Source organism: Aliivibrio sifiae (assembly GCF_002954715.1).
Classification (GTDB): domain Bacteria; phylum Pseudomonadota; class Gammaproteobacteria; order Enterobacterales; family Vibrionaceae; genus Aliivibrio; species Aliivibrio sifiae.
The window spans coordinates 79,056-97,206 of the sequence record NZ_MSCP01000002.1 but is presented as its reverse complement, the minus strand read 5'-3'; the positions used below and the strand labels follow the sequence as shown (position 1 = coordinate 97,206).

General features: G+C 38.6%; 21 protein-coding genes and 2 pseudogenes. 12 read left to right on the top strand and 11 right to left on the bottom strand.

Annotation, left to right across the window (positions count from 1 at the left end):
- Positions 1–131: 131 nt before the first annotated feature.
- Positions 132–572, top strand: coding sequence for a hypothetical protein (locus BTO23_RS11805; RefSeq protein ID WP_105063607.1), 441 nt, complete (start codon positions 132–134; stop codon positions 570–572).
- Positions 569–1,186, top strand: a complete 618-nt coding sequence (locus tag BTO23_RS21455) for a cyclic-phosphate processing receiver domain-containing protein (RefSeq protein WP_211295930.1) — start codon at positions 569–571, stop codon at positions 1,184–1,186. The genes BTO23_RS11805 and BTO23_RS21455 overlap by 4 nt, the downstream gene beginning before the upstream one ends.
- A gap of 23 nt (positions 1,187–1,209) precedes the next feature.
- On the opposite strand, the gene BTO23_RS11795 is transcribed toward BTO23_RS21455, so the two are convergent.
- Positions 1,210–1,734, bottom strand: coding sequence for a GIY-YIG nuclease family protein (locus BTO23_RS11795; protein WP_105063606.1), 525 nt, complete (start codon positions 1,732–1,734; stop codon positions 1,210–1,212).
- Positions 1,735–1,736: 2 nt separating this feature from the next.
- The gene (locus BTO23_RS11790; protein WP_170066735.1) at positions 1,737–2,720 is read right to left on the bottom strand and encodes a helix-turn-helix transcriptional regulator; all 984 of its coding nucleotides are present in this window, start codon (positions 2,718–2,720) and stop codon (positions 1,737–1,739) included.
- A 114-nt stretch (positions 2,721–2,834) separates the two neighbouring features.
- On the opposite strand from BTO23_RS11790, the gene BTO23_RS11785 reads away from it, so the two are divergent.
- The 4 genes and pseudogenes from BTO23_RS11785 to BTO23_RS11770 all read left to right on the top strand — a co-directional run bounded on the left by BTO23_RS11785 (position 2,835) and on the right by BTO23_RS11770 (position 5,515).
- Positions 2,835–3,557 (top strand): SIR2 family NAD-dependent protein deacylase, encoded by a 723-nt coding sequence (locus tag BTO23_RS11785; protein WP_211295929.1) that lies wholly within the window; start codon positions 2,835–2,837, stop codon positions 3,555–3,557.
- 44 nt (positions 3,558–3,601) lie between these two features.
- Positions 3,602–3,850 (top strand): annotated as a pseudogene (locus BTO23_RS11780) (cyclic-phosphate processing receiver domain-containing protein); the annotation flags it as partial.
- A gap of 400 nt (positions 3,851–4,250) precedes the next feature.
- Positions 4,251–4,625, top strand: a complete 375-nt coding sequence (locus BTO23_RS11775) for a hypothetical protein (protein ID WP_105063603.1) — start codon at positions 4,251–4,253, stop codon at positions 4,623–4,625.
- A gap of 254 nt (positions 4,626–4,879) precedes the next feature.
- Positions 4,880–5,515 carry a CatB-related O-acetyltransferase gene (locus BTO23_RS11770; RefSeq protein ID WP_105063602.1) on the top strand — a complete coding sequence of 212 codons (636 nt, stop codon included), beginning with the start codon at positions 4,880–4,882 and terminating at the stop codon, positions 5,513–5,515.
- 90 nt (positions 5,516–5,605) lie between these two features.
- Here BTO23_RS11770 and BTO23_RS11765 read toward each other — a convergent pair whose 3' ends face one another.
- Positions 5,606–5,968, bottom strand: coding sequence for a DoxX family protein (locus tag BTO23_RS11765; protein ID WP_105063601.1), 363 nt, complete (start codon positions 5,966–5,968; stop codon positions 5,606–5,608).
- A gap of 99 nt (positions 5,969–6,067) precedes the next feature.
- Here BTO23_RS11765 and BTO23_RS11760 point away from each other — a divergent pair, with 99 nt between their 5' ends.
- Entirely contained in the window at positions 6,068–6,946 is an 879-nt protein-coding gene (locus BTO23_RS11760; RefSeq protein ID WP_105063600.1) for a LysR family transcriptional regulator, read from the top strand.
- A gap of 222 nt (positions 6,947–7,168) precedes the next feature.
- Here BTO23_RS11760 and BTO23_RS11755 read toward each other — a convergent pair whose 3' ends face one another.
- The 4 genes from BTO23_RS11755 to BTO23_RS11740 form a co-directional block, all read right to left on the bottom strand.
- Positions 7,169–8,206, bottom strand: coding sequence for a type II toxin-antitoxin system HipA family toxin (locus BTO23_RS11755; protein WP_105063599.1), 1,038 nt, complete (start codon positions 8,204–8,206; stop codon positions 7,169–7,171).
- Positions 8,206–8,517, bottom strand: a complete 312-nt coding sequence (locus BTO23_RS11750) for a HipA N-terminal domain-containing protein (RefSeq protein ID WP_105063598.1) — start codon at positions 8,515–8,517, stop codon at positions 8,206–8,208. Before BTO23_RS11750 ends, BTO23_RS11755 begins: the two co-directional genes overlap by 1 nt.
- Positions 8,502–8,813 carry a helix-turn-helix domain-containing protein gene (locus BTO23_RS11745; RefSeq protein WP_105063597.1) on the bottom strand — a complete coding sequence of 104 codons (312 nt, stop codon included), beginning with the start codon at positions 8,811–8,813 and terminating at the stop codon, positions 8,502–8,504. The genes BTO23_RS11750 and BTO23_RS11745 overlap by 16 nt, the downstream gene beginning before the upstream one ends.
- Positions 8,814–8,979: 166 nt before the next feature.
- On the bottom strand, positions 8,980–9,891 hold the full coding sequence (locus tag BTO23_RS11740; protein ID WP_170066734.1) for a DMT family transporter: 912 nt from the start codon (positions 9,889–9,891) through the stop codon (positions 8,980–8,982).
- A gap of 300 nt (positions 9,892–10,191) precedes the next feature.
- On the opposite strand from BTO23_RS11740, the gene BTO23_RS11735 reads away from it, so the two are divergent.
- Positions 10,192–11,289: an alkene reductase gene (locus BTO23_RS11735; RefSeq protein WP_105063595.1), complete on the top strand. Its 1,098-nt coding sequence runs from the start codon at positions 10,192–10,194 to the stop codon at positions 11,287–11,289.
- 113 nt (positions 11,290–11,402) lie between these two features.
- Positions 11,403–12,647, top strand: a complete 1,245-nt coding sequence (locus BTO23_RS11730) for an NADH:flavin oxidoreductase/NADH oxidase family protein (RefSeq protein WP_105063594.1) — start codon at positions 11,403–11,405, stop codon at positions 12,645–12,647.
- A gap of 76 nt (positions 12,648–12,723) precedes the next feature.
- On the opposite strand, the gene BTO23_RS11725 is transcribed toward BTO23_RS11730, so the two are convergent.
- Entirely contained in the window at positions 12,724–13,062 is a 339-nt protein-coding gene (locus BTO23_RS11725; RefSeq protein WP_105063593.1) for a cytosolic protein, read from the bottom strand.
- A gap of 200 nt (positions 13,063–13,262) precedes the next feature.
- Positions 13,263–13,810: pseudogene (locus tag BTO23_RS11720) on the bottom strand (TetR/AcrR family transcriptional regulator).
- Here BTO23_RS11720 and BTO23_RS11715 point away from each other — a divergent pair.
- Both BTO23_RS11715 and BTO23_RS11710 read left to right on the top strand, forming a co-directional pair.
- Complete coding sequence (locus BTO23_RS11715; RefSeq protein WP_245922104.1) at positions 13,803–14,033, top strand: hypothetical protein; 231 nt, start codon at positions 13,803–13,805, stop codon at positions 14,031–14,033. The pseudogene BTO23_RS11720 and the gene BTO23_RS11715 sit on opposite strands and share 8 nt — an antisense overlap.
- A gap of 20 nt (positions 14,034–14,053) precedes the next feature.
- The gene (locus tag BTO23_RS11710; RefSeq protein ID WP_105063592.1) at positions 14,054–15,289 is read left to right on the top strand and encodes a dipeptidase; all 1,236 of its coding nucleotides are present in this window, start codon (positions 14,054–14,056) and stop codon (positions 15,287–15,289) included.
- Between the two features lie 31 nt (positions 15,290–15,320).
- Here the strand turns inward: BTO23_RS11710 and BTO23_RS11705 are convergent, their stop codons facing one another.
- Both BTO23_RS11705 and BTO23_RS11700 read right to left on the bottom strand, forming a co-directional pair.
- The gene (locus BTO23_RS11705; RefSeq protein ID WP_105063591.1) at positions 15,321–16,292 is read right to left on the bottom strand and encodes a helix-turn-helix domain-containing protein; all 972 of its coding nucleotides are present in this window, start codon (positions 16,290–16,292) and stop codon (positions 15,321–15,323) included.
- Positions 16,289–17,287 carry an AraC family transcriptional regulator gene (locus BTO23_RS11700; RefSeq protein WP_105063590.1) on the bottom strand — a complete coding sequence of 333 codons (999 nt, stop codon included), beginning with the start codon at positions 17,285–17,287 and terminating at the stop codon, positions 16,289–16,291. The genes BTO23_RS11705 and BTO23_RS11700 overlap by 4 nt, the downstream gene beginning before the upstream one ends.
- Positions 17,288–17,502: 215 nt before the next feature.
- Between BTO23_RS11700 and BTO23_RS11695 the strand changes: the two genes are divergently transcribed.
- Positions 17,503–18,144, top strand: coding sequence for a DUF3299 domain-containing protein (locus tag BTO23_RS11695; RefSeq protein WP_105063589.1), 642 nt, complete (start codon positions 17,503–17,505; stop codon positions 18,142–18,144).
- Positions 18,145–18,151: the final 7 nt, after the last annotated feature.

Below are 18,151 nucleotides of genomic sequence, written 5' to 3'. Positions count from 1 at the left end.
GCACACAGTTTTATTCTGATAGTAAACAAGCACTGCCTTTGGATCTTGAACAATCCTGATTAGCATTTAATACGACAGCCCCTGTCGCATCCTCAATGCATACTCTCTTCAACCAACTAGAGAGAGTTTTTATGCCTAACAACACCTTTCGCTTCGCTATGCACTATTTTGCAATTCAACACCAGATATTCCACAACTGTGAAGATATTTCCAGACTATATGAGAAGTATGGTGAGTCAGTAACTGAATGTTTATTTTTATCTCATTTAATTGAAAAGCTTGAATTCGCTTCTTGTGGAGATAGTTTGCTTACCATTGTGAGCAAACTTATTGAGTTCGAGTTAATGCACTTTCAACCACCGGAACTTATGCCTCTCTATGACTATAATGGACAAAGGTACTTTAAGGGAGAAATTGTCTATTTATCCGACAATGCATTTGTGTCAAAAATCACATCAAACCAATTTCCAACATGGGAGTTACTATTAACTGTTGTGGCAAGAGCAACTTATTCAGTTTTACCAAATGTTCAACGGCAAATACATTTTGAGTTCTCAGTGGTGACCTTATGAAAGTTTATCTCGATGATTGTCGAACAACACCAAACGGTTGGACAAGGACATATACACCACAGCAAACCATTGAAATATTGAAAACACACAATGTGACAGCTCTTAGCCTCGATCATGATTTAGGTGATGATGAAGGTATAGGCACAGGATATACCGTGTTACTTTGGATAGAAGAACATGTTGTAATAAATGGTTATGAACCACCAAGTATTATTTCTATACATAGCTCAAACCCCTCAGCTCGCTCTAAAATGCTTGCTGCAATAGAAGCTATCCAAATTTTGGCTAAAAAGAACAAATCTTTTAAAAGAGTTAAATTATCAAAGGTCAAAAAACTAAATGAAAAACTGTTATGTATCTCCAAACTTGTTTTTGAATTAAGTAAACCTTTACGAGAATTATACGAAGCTGAAGAGGGACTTGCTAGCGGATGTGATGATTTCGAGTTTGATTATTGTATTACGACATATAACCGTTCGGGTAATATTGTTAGCGTTACTGATGCCAATGCTTTTAGCTGCTCAACATTATCTCCCAAATTTATTGAGAAAGTATACTTATCAGCGCGACATCCTCTATCGCACTGTATTATTAAAATCTATATCATCGACTAACTAAATCGCTCACTTAAATCGTCTTACTCTGGATGTGTCACATTTGGATCTGCATAAAATTGAGTACTGATTTCAGGTAATAGTAATACCCGTGAACCTGAATTAAATATACGAAATGCCTTCTTAGTAAAGCCTGTAGATTTTAGGCTTTGACTATTGTAACTTGGTTGATGAGCGTAAATTAGAAGTGCTTCGAGGTTGGAAATTGTTATTCCATTGATTTCTTCAAATTTCTCGTATCTTTCTCGCTCGTCTCCTCCCCAATTTTTCCAGTTTGAAAAAAGTGCACATGTCGCAACATAAATTTTGCACTCGTCCGCTTGGTTAGAAATCCAAGAATGTTGCTTAATCCGCTTATCAATTGTCTGTGCTTCGGTTTTCCCTATGTAGAGTAAAGTGCTAATTCCATAGACTGGGTGTGGCCCATAAACTTGATATAAACAGTGAGCACTTTTCTGTGCTTCATCAATATTATCTATGGTGTAAGGGCCTTCCCAATAAACATCAATTATTGGAGTATTGTGTACAAAGTTCTCGTTAGTTGTCATGTCTAATCCTCATAGTAAGAAATACTGGTTAGTAAGGTATCTTTGATCTCTTCTCGTAAAGATCTAGGAGATAGCACGGTCGCATGATTACACATTGATAAAATCCAATGCCTGAACTCATCTGTGTCATCTACAAATGCGCTCACTGTAAAATCATCCCCTTCAGGACTAATAATTTGTTCTTTTGATAGCGGTGTTTCTACTAAAATCTTTGCTAAAACTTCTGTTATCCATAGCTTTACTTCTAATTTACGCTCACCTCTTTTTACTTCCATATCTCCATTGTTAACGTAATTTACAAGAGAAAAGCTCACGTCTATATCTGCAATTCTTTGGGATTTCTCGGCGTTTACAATTCGGCTTAACAGCAATGACTTCATGTCTTCATCACCATCATATTTTCCGACTAGGTATGAACGCTCACTGCGCACGACAATGCCATGAGGGTGAAAAACAAAGTTAGTTTCTTTTCCTGATTTCAAAGACTTATAGGTAAGCTGTAGACACATTTCAGATAGCAAAGAGCTATAGACTGCTTCTATAGTCTCAGCTGAAATTGTACTTGTTTGCAAAGGCAGACCTCTTGAGTGAACTATTACCTTTTTTGGCCATTGACTCGCTGGATTTTTACTTTCAGCGGCTAGAAACTGATTAGCCGTCCTTACATAAGGAGTCAGGCGGTCACACATAGCTGGAGGGAGCAAATTAGATAGATATTTATCAACCATTGAAAAAGTGATTGCTGTAGTTAAATCATAATCAGGTAAAGTGAGTTCAGCGTTTTTATTTAGATGCCACCCAATAGGCTTACTGTCGTCACTACACACCGGAAACTTACTTGAAAGCTCCACTAAATCCCTTTGTACAGTCCTAAGTGATACATATTCACCTTCATCCATCAGTTGTTGTTGGATTTCAGGAGCTGATATTTTTCTGTGTCGTGACAACTTAGCTAGCACTGATATTTTTCTCAATCCGCTGTCCATTATATTCCTATACATCAATTGGTTATTGCTGTTTGTATAGAATATTACGCTATGCGTCAAGATGTGTCGCTTATCATCTTACTATTAATCACAACAGTTAGATCATGGGAGAAAATGATGGTGAATAATCTAGGAAAGAGAAAGATTGTTGTGTTTACAGGCGCGGGTATAAGTGCCGAAAGTGGTTTGCGCACTTTTCGAGATGGTGATGGCTTATGGGAAAGTTATTCTATTCATGAACTAGCAACGAAAGATGCCTTTGAGCGTAACCCTAAGCTAGTGCTGAGCTTTTACAATCAGCGTAAAGTTGCCGCAAAAAATGCACAACCTAACAAAGCTCACATAGCACTAGCTGAGTTAGAGGATGTATATGACGTGGTCATTATTACTCAGAATGTTGATGACTTGCATGAAAGAGCTGGCAGTTCGAAAGTTATTCACCTACATGGGCAGTTAAACCGCGCACAAAGTAGTATTGAACCTTCAATTACTTATGACTGGGATAAGCGGATTGAGATTGGTCAATATTGTGAATTAAATAGCCAATTGAGACCTAATATTGTTTGGTTTGGCGAACCTGTGATGCACTTAGAGGAAGCGAGGGAACATATTAAGTCTGCTTACAAAGTACTTGGGGTTGGAAGCTCTCTATCAGTTCAGCCAGCCGCTAGCTTACTCAATAAAGCCCCATTTAGGGCTGAGAAAACTCTTGTTTCCCTTGAAATTAAAGGGAAAATTCCTTTTAGTTACAAGTTCATGAGAGGTAAGGCAACAAATGTAGTTCCTGTTATATGTAAGAACTGGCGAAAGTTGGAAGTTAATAGTAAATGCACATGATGGTCTACTTAGATGATAAGAGATAAACCCTCCATGGTTGGTGCAGAGTTTATTGGCCAGAAGATGCTATTGTGTTTTTGGAGAAAGGCGATGTCACTGAAATCAGTATTGATCATGACTTAAGATACGATGAGCATAGTACTGGCTATGATGTAGTATTGTGGGTCGAAGAAGCTGTTGCTGTGCGAGATTTTAAGCTACTAATGATTCAGATACATAGAGCCTCGTCGGCGGAGCATAAGATGTCACTAAGTATAGCCAACATAGCATTACTTTCATTTACTCATAATTAACTGAACATATTTTAATCACCCCTCTGGTTTTTTGTCAGTATTAATAAACTATTCAATGATATCAAGGGATTGATATTCAAGCGTAAGTATGACTTGTTTAACAATCCTCTTTATCTTCGCTCGATATTGCGTTGGATTTCAAACCTATTCATGACAGATACCCTTTTAAGGGTGACACTTTTCTGGATGAAAGTGTCACACTTATGGCGTATTTATCCTTTAGTGACAACAAGAGTGTCACAGTAAAATATAGGTATCTTTGAATTAAGGCCCTAGAGGTTCATTTACTTATCTTTGAGTCCGCAGAAAATTAGTTTCGGGGCAATAACCTAATTTAAGATAGTATTTTTCCCCAAAATACGCATAATCTTGCTATACAACACTCAAAGAGAAATTACCTATGACTAACTTTCAATATTACTTTCACAAACTGCCTTGTTTTAACTGTAAAAAAACCAAAGTAAACACTGATCTTGGTTGGTTAACAGCAACAATGAAAGATGATGTCGTAGCCCAAGCGGCTGCAATTATCGAGCAAGAAGGCGTTGAAGCCGATCTTTCAGTAAACGTGACTTGTACTAAAGCAGAAGCTCGTGATTACTTATTGCTGAATTTCTACGGTTACTCTGAAGAAGATCTAGAAGGTCAAATTGAAGCAGACGATGAGAAAGAAGTTGCAGATGAAATCGCTGAGTTGCTAAAAGATGGTAGCGAGGTAGCGGTATTTGAGCACGAAATCGCTCTACAATGCTGTACTGATTGCGACGTTGAATAAGCGTTAATAACGCTCAACAGACAAATTCTAGGCATTAGCAACATCAAAGTTGCTAATGCCTTTTTTGTTTTGGCTTCTCAAGATTTCTAAATATCAAAAGTAGCCTATAAAATAACTCAATGTGTTATTATCCCCTCAAACGGCAAGGACAATAATCATGAAGCTTACCCCCCTACTGAAACAGCCTAGAATCCACTGACTTATTTTAAATTGATGCTAACCCCATTATTTTTATATAAGTTTAAAGGTTTATTATGCAAGAAAAACACTGGTCAAAGTTTCAGTTACTTCATGAAGTCGTAACCAACAAAAACATTCACATTAAAGGCACCCATAGCTATTACAGTGATTGCTGGAATAACGGCTTTGAAGACTCTGTTGTGAGGTATTTACACGGAGATAAAATCAGCCGTCAATGGGAACCAAGATGGGAAATCGATAAGCTACATATTGGTGACTACGTCTGTATCGCCGCTGAAGTTATTATCTTAATGGGCGGAAACCATAACCACAGAATAGATTGGTTTTGTTTATACCCATTTATGGACTTTATTGACGACTCTTATGCGAACAAAGGGGATACTCACATTCATGATGGCGCTTGGTTAGGCATGAGATCAATGATCATGCCCGGAGTAACGATTGGAGAAGGTGCCGTGATTGCCGCAAATAGTGTCGTCACCAAAGATGTTGAGCCATATAGCGTGGTTGCAGGTTCTCCAGCAAAACACGTGACATATCGCTTTGAGCCTTCCATGATAGAAGAGCTGTTATCTTTTAAAGTTTACGAATGGCCTACTGATAAATTCAATGCTCTCAAACCGCATTTATGCAGCCCTGATTTTGAGCAACTAAAACAAGCCATTACATCATATGATGCGTTTAATTAGAACTTAGCGGTTACTGAATATCATCAGGTAGTTACTATCAAATCCTTCAAATGGTGCGACAGTGTCGCACCATTTTTTATTCAAAAATAATTAAATCAATCTCTCTAATAAAGGTAACGCAATAATAAGAGACAGCACTAACGTCACCATTGATGGAATCGCGTCTTTCCAAGTATCAAATCGAAAATGAAAGAACATCGCCCCAATGGAAGTTAGCGTGATCAAACTAGCACCCATCGCACTTAATTCTGGGTTTGCTGTAAACATTCCCACTAACATCACAACAGCACCTGTGGCTTCAATAACACCCACGGCAAACATTGCCGCACGGTTCAGGCCATAACGATGAAAGAAGGCAAGTTGTGGCTCAAATATCGCCTTTACCCAACCAAACATTTTGACTGAACTAGCAAACAAGAAAAACGCGATTAATAACCCTTGAATAAACAACATGATTTAACTCCTCTATAAACAATAGAGCCATTAAAGCATTCCAATTGGGACAGAAGAACGCTAATATTAGGCTTATTACTATTCCAAATAGGAATGACTATGGATAAGTTTGATTGTTTAAAAGTCTTTAGTCGTGTCGCTAGCTTAGGCACATTTACTGCTGCTGCGAACGAACTCAATACGACCCAAAGCGCGGTCAGTAAAAAGATTGCATGGCTTGAAAAACAAGTAGGCATTACTTTATTTCATCGTCACGCTCGCGCTATCAGTCTAACAACAGGCGGTAAACAATATTTAAATTTAGCGCTGAAACTTACTGATGAAATGAACCTTGTTGAATCTCAATTACGACAGGAACAAACGTCCATCTCTGGCACTTTAAAGCTGTCTGTTCCTAGTGCTTTCAGTGTTAAAAAACTCTCTGTGCCACTCAATGAATTCCTAAATTTACATCCAGAGCTTTCTGTTGATGTATCGGTATCGGATAAATTTGTTGATTTAGTTGAAAGCGATATAGACATTGCTATTCGAGCGGCCTATCTCAAAGATTCAGGGCTAAAAGCAAGATGGATAATAGATAATGAACTCATCTATTTTGCATCTCCTGATTATTTAGAAAAACATCCTACTATCGAAATTGCTGAGGATTTAGCACAACACCAGTGCCTAACTTATTCGTTATCGACACCATCGAACCTATGGCGCTTCAATGATGGAAAAGAGACAAAAGTTAAGATAAAAGAACAAGTACGAAGTGACAGCCCAGAGATGCTGGTTCAAATGGCAAAACTAGGGCAAGGCGTAGCGGCAATGCCAAAATGGATGGTAGAACACGAATTAAAATCGGGCTCACTAACGCAAATATTAGAACAATATAAAACGGTGAAGTTACCTATGTATATGGTCTATAAAGATAGTGAGCACCAACCCCAACGCATTCGTGCTTTCATTGATTTTATTTCAAATTACTTTTCTTAGAGGTAGCGTTACTCGCTGACAATAAAAATATTAATACCAATGTAACTAATTAGGTGATCTATTTATTACGCAGGAAAATCACTTAAGAGTAAGGAAAAAATTCTTATAAGTAGTTATTCTACAATAATAATTTTTAACGCAACTATTGAGTTATTTAACCAGGAATAATGATCAGATAATTAATGGAATTGGTATCACTTTCAAGATCACGGTATTGTTGAGTTAAGGGATGTACTCATCCCGATCTTGTGCATAAAACGCTATCGAAATTATCCACTTCTCTATTGCACTATATTGCTCTTTAGATATAAAACTTTCTCGATATATATTTAAAATACGATCCTTATGCTTTAGTACGTCATCCATCAGTTTAATTGTCATTTTTGGGCTTAGATTCATGGCGTTACCAAACTGAATAAAATCATAGCCAGTGTAGTGCGAGTGCTTCTCAAAGCCATTGCTTTGCACCTCTCCCCCTTCCTCCAATTTAAGCAACGGTAATGCCATTCGGTCACTGATGTATTCTTTATATGGCGCAACTGATACATAATCATAAACAGGGGCTAAACTATCTTCTGCAACTTCAGGGCGAAGTATTCCAAAGTTTCTAAGGTGTAAATCGTTATTGCCCAATAGATAAGCAACAAATACTCGGCGAAAAAAATCTTTTTTAAGTTGTAACGTATTATCTAAGTTTTCAGAAAGGAAATCCCAGATCCGCTCATAGCTCACATAGTTCTCGCCATCATCTTTGATTTTCCCATACTTTTCCGCAATATTCATTGCCGCATCTAATTGCTCTTGATGGATCGGCTCTTTGTTTTCATTGCGATCAAAACGTTTAATGATAAACGCCTTCTCTTCATTACCTTGCTCATCTTTTTTAAATCGAACGAGCCCAAACGCCGGTATAACAAAGCCTAAATCTTTCATCACTAGCATAGTGGCGTGCTCATTTTCTGCTAAATGAGGAAACTCTTCTGGTGATGGCTTAAGGATGTACTGCGCTTCGTTCTCTACGACTTTAAATTGTTGTTCATTGATAACAAGTGATAGCTTGGGTTGATACCCTGAAATACTCATTCCTTTTTGTTTTTTAGGTTGCTCCGTAATAAATCCGCTACGTGTAAAAGGTAGGCGCATTATTGTTGTTGGATCAGCCGTTAAGTATTTAATTCCTGCTTTGGTATATTCATCTTGAGACTGGTTCTTATCCGTTAAAGGAGTCAGGCTGATTAAACATTTATCTTCTGGATACATTATTCTTCAAACCTCTCTAAACGAACTGCCCCAATTAGGTTATTTCCATTTTGTATTAACATGCCTAACGTATCGTTTTCATCTATTTTTTGAATTTCTGAATACCGTTTTTTTAACCAACCTTCAGGGGCTAGGCTTGCAAAAAATGGATGTAAGCGCTCTTCTGTAAAGCTTTTCTCGTTTAGGGGAAAGCTTAAAGACAGTGGTTTTCCTCGATAACTCTCGCTATAAGTAAAAGTAAAGCAATTGTCTTTTTGAGTTAATATCCCTGCGAGTTGCTTATACAGATAGACATTTACTTTTCTATCCATAACTTCACTCCTAATTCATTACAAATGCTAAGAACATTAGATAACTTGGCATTATGAGGGTCTTTTAAGATCCGCTGTATCGTTGAAAAAGAAATATCGGTTTGCAGTTCAAGATCTTCAATTGAAATGCCCAATTGCTTTCTTTTTTCTAGAAGTATTTTTTCTAGCTCTGCATATTGATGATCAAGACGGAGTTTACTGCTTGGGTTTGTTTTTAATTGTGTGATCTCATCGATAAGCCCCTGCATTTCATTATATAGCGAAGTTAGCTTTACTTGAGCTTCATTAGTATCCATAACAGCAACCCTCTTATCAAAAATGAATATACGAATAAAAAACTGATTAGTTTATTCATATTTGGCAAATAACATAATAATGATACTATGTATTTCGCCATATATGAATAAAAATATTATTTTAAGGATAAAAAACTCATATTTGACCAGTACGAATAACTTCCGTTTAGTTAAGTGAGTTCTTTTTCTTAGGAATAGAAACAGACTGCTTACCAAATACATTAATTAGCGCACCGGTCACAATCAAACCACCACCGATATACGTCCAGATTGATGGCATTTCATTAAATACCCAAACACCTAATAACGCAGAAAAGACAATCTGAACATAAGAATAAGCAGAGGCTTTACCTGCCGCTTGGGTTTGCATTGCTTTAGTCAAACCATATTGTCCAATTTGCGTGAAGATGCCGATTAAAATCAGGATCATCGTAAGGAACAAACTTGGCCATACAAAGTCATTCCAAATAAGTACGCTTGAGATAGGTAACGCCACTAATGGGAAATAAAAGATAATTACTGAGCTGTCTTCTGTTTGACTGAGTTTTCTCACTATCACATAAGCAATCGAGCTTCCTAAAGCACCACATAACGCAATAATAATGCTCAATGTCGGTAATTCACTCGTACTGCCACTGTTCATACTTGGCTGAACCATAACAAACAAGCCAACAAGACAAAAAGCAATACATATCATGGTTGATTTTTGAATGTGTTCTTTCAGAAAAAGTACACCAAGTAATGCGGTAAATATGGGATGAACGTATTGCAAAATGGTTGCTTCAGCTAAGGGTAAGGTTGTCACTGCATAATAAACACACATAAGCGCAGCCGTGCCTACCGAACCACGCGCAAGAAGTAAGGGTTTATTATTCCCCCATATCGAAATGCCTTTTCGCTTCACATCTACATAGCTAATGATCAAAGAAACGAGCGCCCTTGCTGCCACAATTTCAAAGACTGGAATGCCATAATTACTCACGTATTTTACGCACGCCGACATGAGCGCAAATCCAAGCGCAGAAAGAAACATAAATCTAACCCCTGTCGGGATCAGTGAAAAAGAAAAGGTAGGCATAAGGACATCAATCAAATTTAGAAGGTAATGAATAATAGCCTAGTTTACTCGCTGCACCCAAAGCTCTTATCTTAATCACATCGACATTCAGGCTCGATTCCAAATATCTGCTCTCCCCACAATAGATCATTACACTTTGTTATTAAAATAATAAGTAATCATAATTTTATGTACCCCTCTTTTTTGTATATCTTACTCCCATACAAAATAACAACCGTTAGTTAGGCAAAGGGAAGCACCACATCGCTTCCATTAATTAGATAATAAGAACCTTCGCATAAGCACAAAGAGGATTTACCGATGACAAATGCACTATTTCAACCAATGCAACTGGGTAATCTTACGCTTAAAAACCGTATTCTTATGCCGCCAATGACTCGCTCTCGTGCTACCCAACCAGGTAACATTGCAAACGACATGATGGCGCAATATTACGCACAACGCGCAAGTGCAGGACTTATCATTGCTGAGGGCACTCAAATTTCAGAAATGGGCCAAGATTATGCATGGACTCCAGGTATCTACTCTCAAGAACAAATTGCAGGTTGGAAAAAAGTCACTGACGCTGTACACGCACAAGGCGGCGCTATTTTTGCTCAACTTTGGCACGTTGGCCGTGTTACTCACCCTGACAATATTGGTGGACAACAGCCTATTTCATCGTCAGCCTTAAAAGCAGAAAACGTAAAAGTGTTTATTGATAATGGCACTGACGCTCCGGGCTTTGTTGATGTGGTTGAACCTCGTGAAATGACAAAACAAGACATTGCTGATGTTATTGCAGAGTATCGTCAAGCTGCGCTAAATGCAGTAGAAGCAGGTTTTGATGGCATTGAACTTCATGCTGCAAATGGCTATTTAATTAATCAGTTCATTGATTCTGAAGCCAATAATCGTACCGATGAATATGGTGGCTCTATCGAAAATCGTCTGCGCTTTTTAGGCGAAGTGGTTAAAGCAATGACTGACGCTATTGGTCATGATCGTGTCGGTGTTCGTCTTGCTCCGTTTACTTCATTAAATGGGACCATTGATAAGACTCCAACTGAAACCTACACCGCTGCTGCTGTATTATTAAATAAACTCAATGTGGTTTATATGCATATTGCTGAAGTAGATTGGGATGATGCTCCTGAGACACCTACAGAATTCAAAGAAGCAATTCGTGACGCATTCAAAGGCACTATTATTTATGCTGGTCGCTACAATACCGAAAAAGCAGATCAAGCATTATTAAGCGGTTTAGCAAACATGATCAGCTTTGGTCGTCTATTTGTTGCGAACCCTGATTTACCGACTCGCATTAAACACGGTTATCCTCTAGCTCAACATGATCCAAATACGTTATTTGGCGGTGCAGAGCAAGGCTTAACAGATTACCCTGAGTATCAAGCGTAATTGCCTTACTAGTTAGAGTTCAAAAAATAAATCATATAACCCTGCTTATTTAAGTGGGGTTAATCGCTATTTAGGGCATACTAAATAACAATAATGTCACAGTAAGAGCAAATATGAATTCGATAAATATCAGTAACCCATTTACGCTTACCAATGGCCAAGTGATTAAAAATCGTTTGTTCAAATCAGCAATGAGTGAACAGCTTGGCGATAAGCAGCATAACCCCACTTCTGGTTTAGCAACCCTCTATCAACGTTGGGCTAAAGGCGGTATTGGTTTATCGATGACGGGGAATGTCATGGTGGATAGAACTGCCCTTGGTGAGCCTAAGAATGTGGTTTTAGATGAACAAAGTGATCTTACGTTATTTACTGAGTGGGCGAATGCCGGAAAACAAAACGACTCACACATATGGATGCAGCTTAATCACCCAGGTAAACAAATTCCTAAATTCTTATGTGCAGACCCTGTTGCTCCCTCTGCTATCTCACTAGAGCGCGGATTAGAAAAAGGCTTTAATACCCCACGAGAACTCACTGATAATGAAATCCATGAGATCATTAATAAGTTCGCCACCAGTGCCAAACTAGCAAAAAAAGTTGGCTTTACTGGTGTGCAAATTCATGGGGCTCATGGTTATCTTATCAGTCAATTTTTATCCTCAAGACACAACCAACGAAACGACAAATGGGGTGGCTCATTAGAGAATCGACTGCGTTTTGTTCTCGAAGTGTATCGCGCTATCCGTAAAGAAGTTGGTGATGCTTTTCCGGTGGGTATTAAGCTGAACAGTGCCGATTTTATGAAAGGCGGGTTCACAGAAGATGAGTCGATGCAGGTTGTGCAAACTCTAAGTGATAACGGCATCGATTTAATCGAAATATCCGGCGGCACTTACGAGAGTCCATCGATGATGGGAGCCAAAGATAAAAATAAACCTGTAAAAGAAAGCACCGTAAAACGTGAGGCCTATTTTATGGATTACATGGAAAAAGTAAGAAAGCTAGTGAGCACACCTTTGGTTGTTACCGGTGGTTTTCGTACTGCTCCTGCAATGAATGAAGCTTTAAATACCTCTACAACTGACTTTATTGGTATTGCACGAACCATGGCAGTTGACCCTGATTTCCCTAATAAACTAATTGAAGACCCAAGCCATGGGATGCCACTAGCCGAACCAACAACGGGCAAACCTGTATTAGATAAAATGGCGATGGTTGGGCTTGTTTGGTATGAACATCAAATGTGGCGTATTGCTGATGGAAAAGAAGCTGACCCTCAATTAAGCGCCTTTGGTGTGGTATTTAAAACCATTTTAAGTGCAGGCTGGCACGCGTTTAAAAAGCGCAGAGCGTAAAGCCCATAAAATAACAGAATCCAAGTAACCCCGCTTTTTTAAGTAGGGTTATTTTTTATTGGCTCATAGAGAATATTCAGTCAATTCGGGTAATAAAGGTTTGCTCGTCATCCACAAAAGCCACAAAGCCGCCGTGATAAATAAATATACGACCACGCCCCTCAACTAGGCAGGCAAGCTGTGGATTCAAATCTTCTTCGTTATCCTGGCTTTGAAAAGTTCCGGTATCGGTGATTACGCCGCTAAATGTAGGCAAATATCCATAAGAGCGCTTGGCTTGATCAATCAGGTTCAATTCGCTGGCGGTAGAGAAGCAAAAAGGGATCGCACCGGCTTCTTCGATAAATAAAGTTTTCAGTTCTTCAAAAGCTGTAATCACCAGCCAGTCGATGTCGTTAACATGATGGATAAACATAGAGTTTCTCGGTTATTCTGGTGTGGCGATTTTATCACTATTAGGGAAGAACGTAGTAGAGATTTAGTTGCTAAAGTTATTTCCGAACATTTATTAGGCCAACTTGATTATTAATCTAAAAACAAAACTCACTGATTTACACCCACATTATAACGGCTCAAAAACAGCATCGCTGTCTCTTCTACTAGCTCTTGTTTTTCTTACTCTGATAGCTCATTTCGCATGCCGACAAGCTGCGGCCAAAATGCACTTCCTTTAAGTAGACTGTGCAATTGAACACTCGCTTTATGCTTATCTTTAATTGATAACTGTTGTGTGTCTATCATCACCTGCAACCAACGAGATAACGCAGTTTCTTGCTCTGATATTTTCTCAATCTGTTGCTGCAATGCTTCAGGCTTATAGAAAAAACGCCCAAAGTCAACCTTCGCTAAATCTAAATACGATTTATCTCCAATCACATTTAATTCTGCAAATAGTAGTTGTTCAAGTTGATGTTGAACACTGATATCTTGGGGAAATTCAGTCTCCATTTCTCCCATCGAGTTTTTCCATAAATCCGACAAAAGCTCCATCACTAAGGCTTCTTTAGATTCAAAATGGTTATACACCGTTCGCTTTGATACCTGAGCCAATGCAGCAAGCTTATCCATACTGGTATTTTGCACTCCATCATCTTGAAATGCTTTTTTTCCGCAGTAAGAATCGCTTCACGCTTTAATTCACTTCTGCTTTTTTCGATGCCGATTCACAACAGTACTTTTGATCTAGCACTGCATGATTGGAAAGATCCTCTAGAACAAGTATCAGCATTAAGCGAAGAACAGAATGTATCACTGGTAACACCTATGATTGGTGAAAAACTTAACATTACAAAACTACAGAAACCTCTGCTTGGTGGCGTAAAATGCATATTTTTCTATATTAATTGTCTTATTATCTTCTACATCAACTACGGGTTAAATCGTTAAATAATGTATAAGGTATTGCTATGAAAAAAATATTACTCGCTACAGTTATCGCCTCTCTTTCAACTACAGCCGCAGCATCAATTGAAACTAAGGATTGGTATGAATTCGCATCTCCTGAAGCAAAAGAATTTGTGAAAGATAACCTAGTATTAGATTTTTACGCCTCTCCTAGTGCGGTAGGTTTTACTTCTGATTCTGAAGTGGCACAGTATATTGATTTAGCACATGAACGCGGAGTCACAGGGGCTTCAGTAACCATTGCAGCACCCCATACTCCGAATATGCTTGCCTTTAAATCTGAGCATGCAAAATGGACCAAAGCATCCTCTGCGGCAAAAACACCCATCCGTTATGTACGTAGCGTTGAAGACTTTCAATTAGCGCATAAAAACGGTGAATACGCCATCATGTGGGCAAGCCAAACAACGATGCCTTTAGAAGGGGACGCTTCAAACGTCGCTGTAATGGCTGAATATGGCATTAAAACAATGCAACTGACATATAACGAAACCGAACTAACAGGTTCGGGAGTTATCTCTATGATAAATGGCGATAAATCAGGTCTAACTGATTTCGGTAAAGACGTTATTGATGAAATGGTTAAACATGGCATCACCGTAGACTTGTCTCATACTTCTCATTACACAACAGAAGATATTACCGACTATATGCAAAAGCATCATAAAGGGGTGCCCGTCATTTATTCACACTCCCCTATTGCTTCGACTTATAATTGTCAGCCACATGAAACTCTCAGCGAAACAAAGCAACGAATGGCCGAGAAAAACCTACAAAAAGATCATCCAGATTATCGCTTAGCTGCGTGTTACCGATTGATCTCTGATGAGCAAGCTGAAACTGTAGCGAAAATGGGTGGTGTAATAGCAGTGACAGCAACTGAGTGGATGATGGATGGCGTTTGGCCTGAAGATATAACTCCAAAACAGTTCGCAGAGATGATTGATGGTGCGATAAAAGTTGTGGGTATTGATCATGTCGGTATTGCAACTGATGATATGATGACGACAGCTAAAGTAGTTCCATTTGCAATAGCTAATGCCAATAAATATGCGGATAACGGGTATATGGTTGATGCCTTTAGCAAAGGCGCTACAGGGTGTGCTGAACTGTCTAAACACATTGCAGGCGTTGTCGATGAATTATGGAAGATGGGTTATTCAAATGAAGATTTGGCGAAACTATTCGCAGGCAACTTAATGCGAGTCTACCAGCAGACTTGGACACCTAAAGCTTAAATTATGATGCCAACATTAACGTTGGCATTTTTCATAACTGCTGTTTACGTTTGTACCATTGAAGTGGCGTAAGATTTTCTGCTTTTCTAAAGGCGCGAATAAACTGAGAAGGATCCGCATAGCCCAAATGCTCAGAAACATCAGAGATCGATGCCTCTCTTTCAATCATCACTCGCTTAGCAAATGCTATATTTAACGATTCTTTTATTTTTCTGTAGCTAGAACCATCTTGCGCCAAGTGGCGCTGAATAGTCCGCACCGGAATGCCAATGATGTCACTAAACGCTTCCAAACTTAAATCTTGTCGTCCGATGTAGCTTTCAAGCGCATCAGAAAGTTGGGAAGAAAAAGAGTGGTTCACTTTCTCCCAATTTGATTGCTGTAAACTCCCTAATTTATTAATTGTAGAATGATAAAAAAGAGCCGTGTTCGGTTGACCCATAAATTGAGGAGTGTCAGTTGAAATTTGAAGCTTATCTAAACCGGATTTTTCTTGTGATACCAAATGATATTTTGAAGGTTCTTTAATATCAGAGCAGTTCCGAGTTAAGTAGTAATGAGCAACACAAATCGTATAAAGCTCACAGACTAAGCTAAAGGGTTCCATATCCTCTACTTTTAATTCAAGACAAAGCTGTGAGTTTTGCTTATTTAGAGGGTTATGTAAGAATTCCGCTTGATGGATAGGAAGCGCCTCCCCTAATACATCAAGTAAGGGCAGCCTTGTTTTAGTAGGCGGTTTAATGGTATCAATGACCATCGAATACCTCTCAGCTCCCTGTTGTATAAAAGTCGTAAATTCTTGTGATGGCATCTGCTCAGATGTTGCCTGTAATAGTTTCGAAAACACTCGAAAAGGGATGTATTTCGCAGAAGTAGACTCCAGATAAATAGGCAATTGAGCGTCATTGATTATTGGCCAAACATCTTCCACATATTGTTTGAGGATGTCTAATTGTATTATTGCGGCGGCTTTATGAATAAGTGGAATAGTTTTACTCATAGTGAGTCTCGATTATAAATTCGGTATTCACTCGGGCTTAGTCCTGTTAGCACTTTAAACGCACGCGAGAAATTTTTGGGATTGCTGTACCCCAACTCTTGGGCAATAGATTGAATAGGGCGAGTGATCTCATTAAGTAACGTCATCGCCTTATGACGAATAGCAAGATTAGAAATATCTCTAAATGAGGTGTTCAAATTTGCGAGTTCTCGTTGCAGATGCCGCTCGTTAACACCAATAGCTCGGGTCACGGATTGTAAATTGGCATGCCCGTGAAAAGTATTCTGACTGATCAGATCCCATAATTGCTGGTCAATAGCAAGAGACGGACTACTTTGTAAAAGACTTATCGGCGTCACCGGTTTTTCAAACATTGTGTGTTTCAGCAATTGTGACTTATGTATTGGAAGCACACCATAAACTTGCCCATAAGTAATGTTTAGAGCTCTCAGTGTTGAAGATAGCTTAACTCCACGCTCAGAGCTAGATTGAATATTTAGATACTCTGGCGACCAAGTCTCTCCTAAATATGATCTCACCAATTCAATAAAGAGTACCATAATGTGTTGTTCTATCTGATGCTTACCAACATCAATTCCCGGAGTGCCTATTCTGCATAGCTCTACATATTCCCCTCTCTCTTGCAGCCAGTAGTTTTGATAATTAGCATGATCTCGCAAATCATGAATAAGACGCTGTAATGCAGTATACAAGCTAGGCGCACTTAAAAGATGCTCACCAAATGCCCCATAACGGTCAAATGCATATTGTTCTGAAATATAGCTGCCTAAATTATCAATGCCTTGTGAATGACTAACGTAATCGAGTAAGTGCCATGCGGCATATTCTGGAATAAAAACCTCACCCTCAATTACTTTGTCTGGGTTAAGCCCTACATATTCAAGAGAACGCTCTATCGACACACCAATGGTAGAAAAAACCGCCATAAAAGGATGCAAATGGTTGGATTTCACTAAAGAGATTGTATGTCGCATATAGATAAATCCTTATACCTAAATTATTGATATTAAAGGTGTCGTAAAATGATACCTGTTAGGTTACATATTAATTATTTCTATGTTAGATTCATTCTTATTAACAATACAGAAACATTTATCATCCGTTATATTAAACTGAATGGTGCAAATTGCACATCGTTATAATCTCTAAATCTGTATTCTTGAATCAAAACATAGCGAAGGAACGCTTTATGATTTCACTTTCCCGTTTTCTATTTTTAGTTTGTTGCTTATTTTTGAGCTCGAATAGTTATGCTTCTGAACAATGGAGTTGGCGCGATTTAGTTTCAGAAGAATCTAAATCTTTCATTGACCCATTTGTACGTTTTTCTTCTATGCAAAAATACGATTTGTATAACATTATGAATTACATAGAAGATAAAAATAACCCCGAACTTAAAACAAACTATGAGATTGCGATTCAACGCTTTAGTGATTCCAACATTGATATTCTAAAACTAATAGAACAACGGCTTGAAATCGCAAAGCAACGAAACTCCGCCCAAAACTCAATCAATAAAAGCTTAATTGGTAAAACAGGCCGCTTGCCTGGCTACATCGTGCCGTTAGAAATGGACGGTATGCTAGTAACACAATTTTTGCTTGTACCAACAGCTGGTGCTTGTGTTCACACACCACCACCACCGGCCAATCAAATCGTACTAGTCACTCCAAAAGAAGGTATTGAATTAATTAGTCTGTATACGCCAGTGTGGATCGAAGGAGAATTAAGCGCAGGCAACAGTAAATCAGACGTTCAATTATCAGATGGTATCGCAGAAGTCGATACAGCTTACACAATGTTAGCAACTTCAGTAGAGCTCTATAATTAAAGGTAAA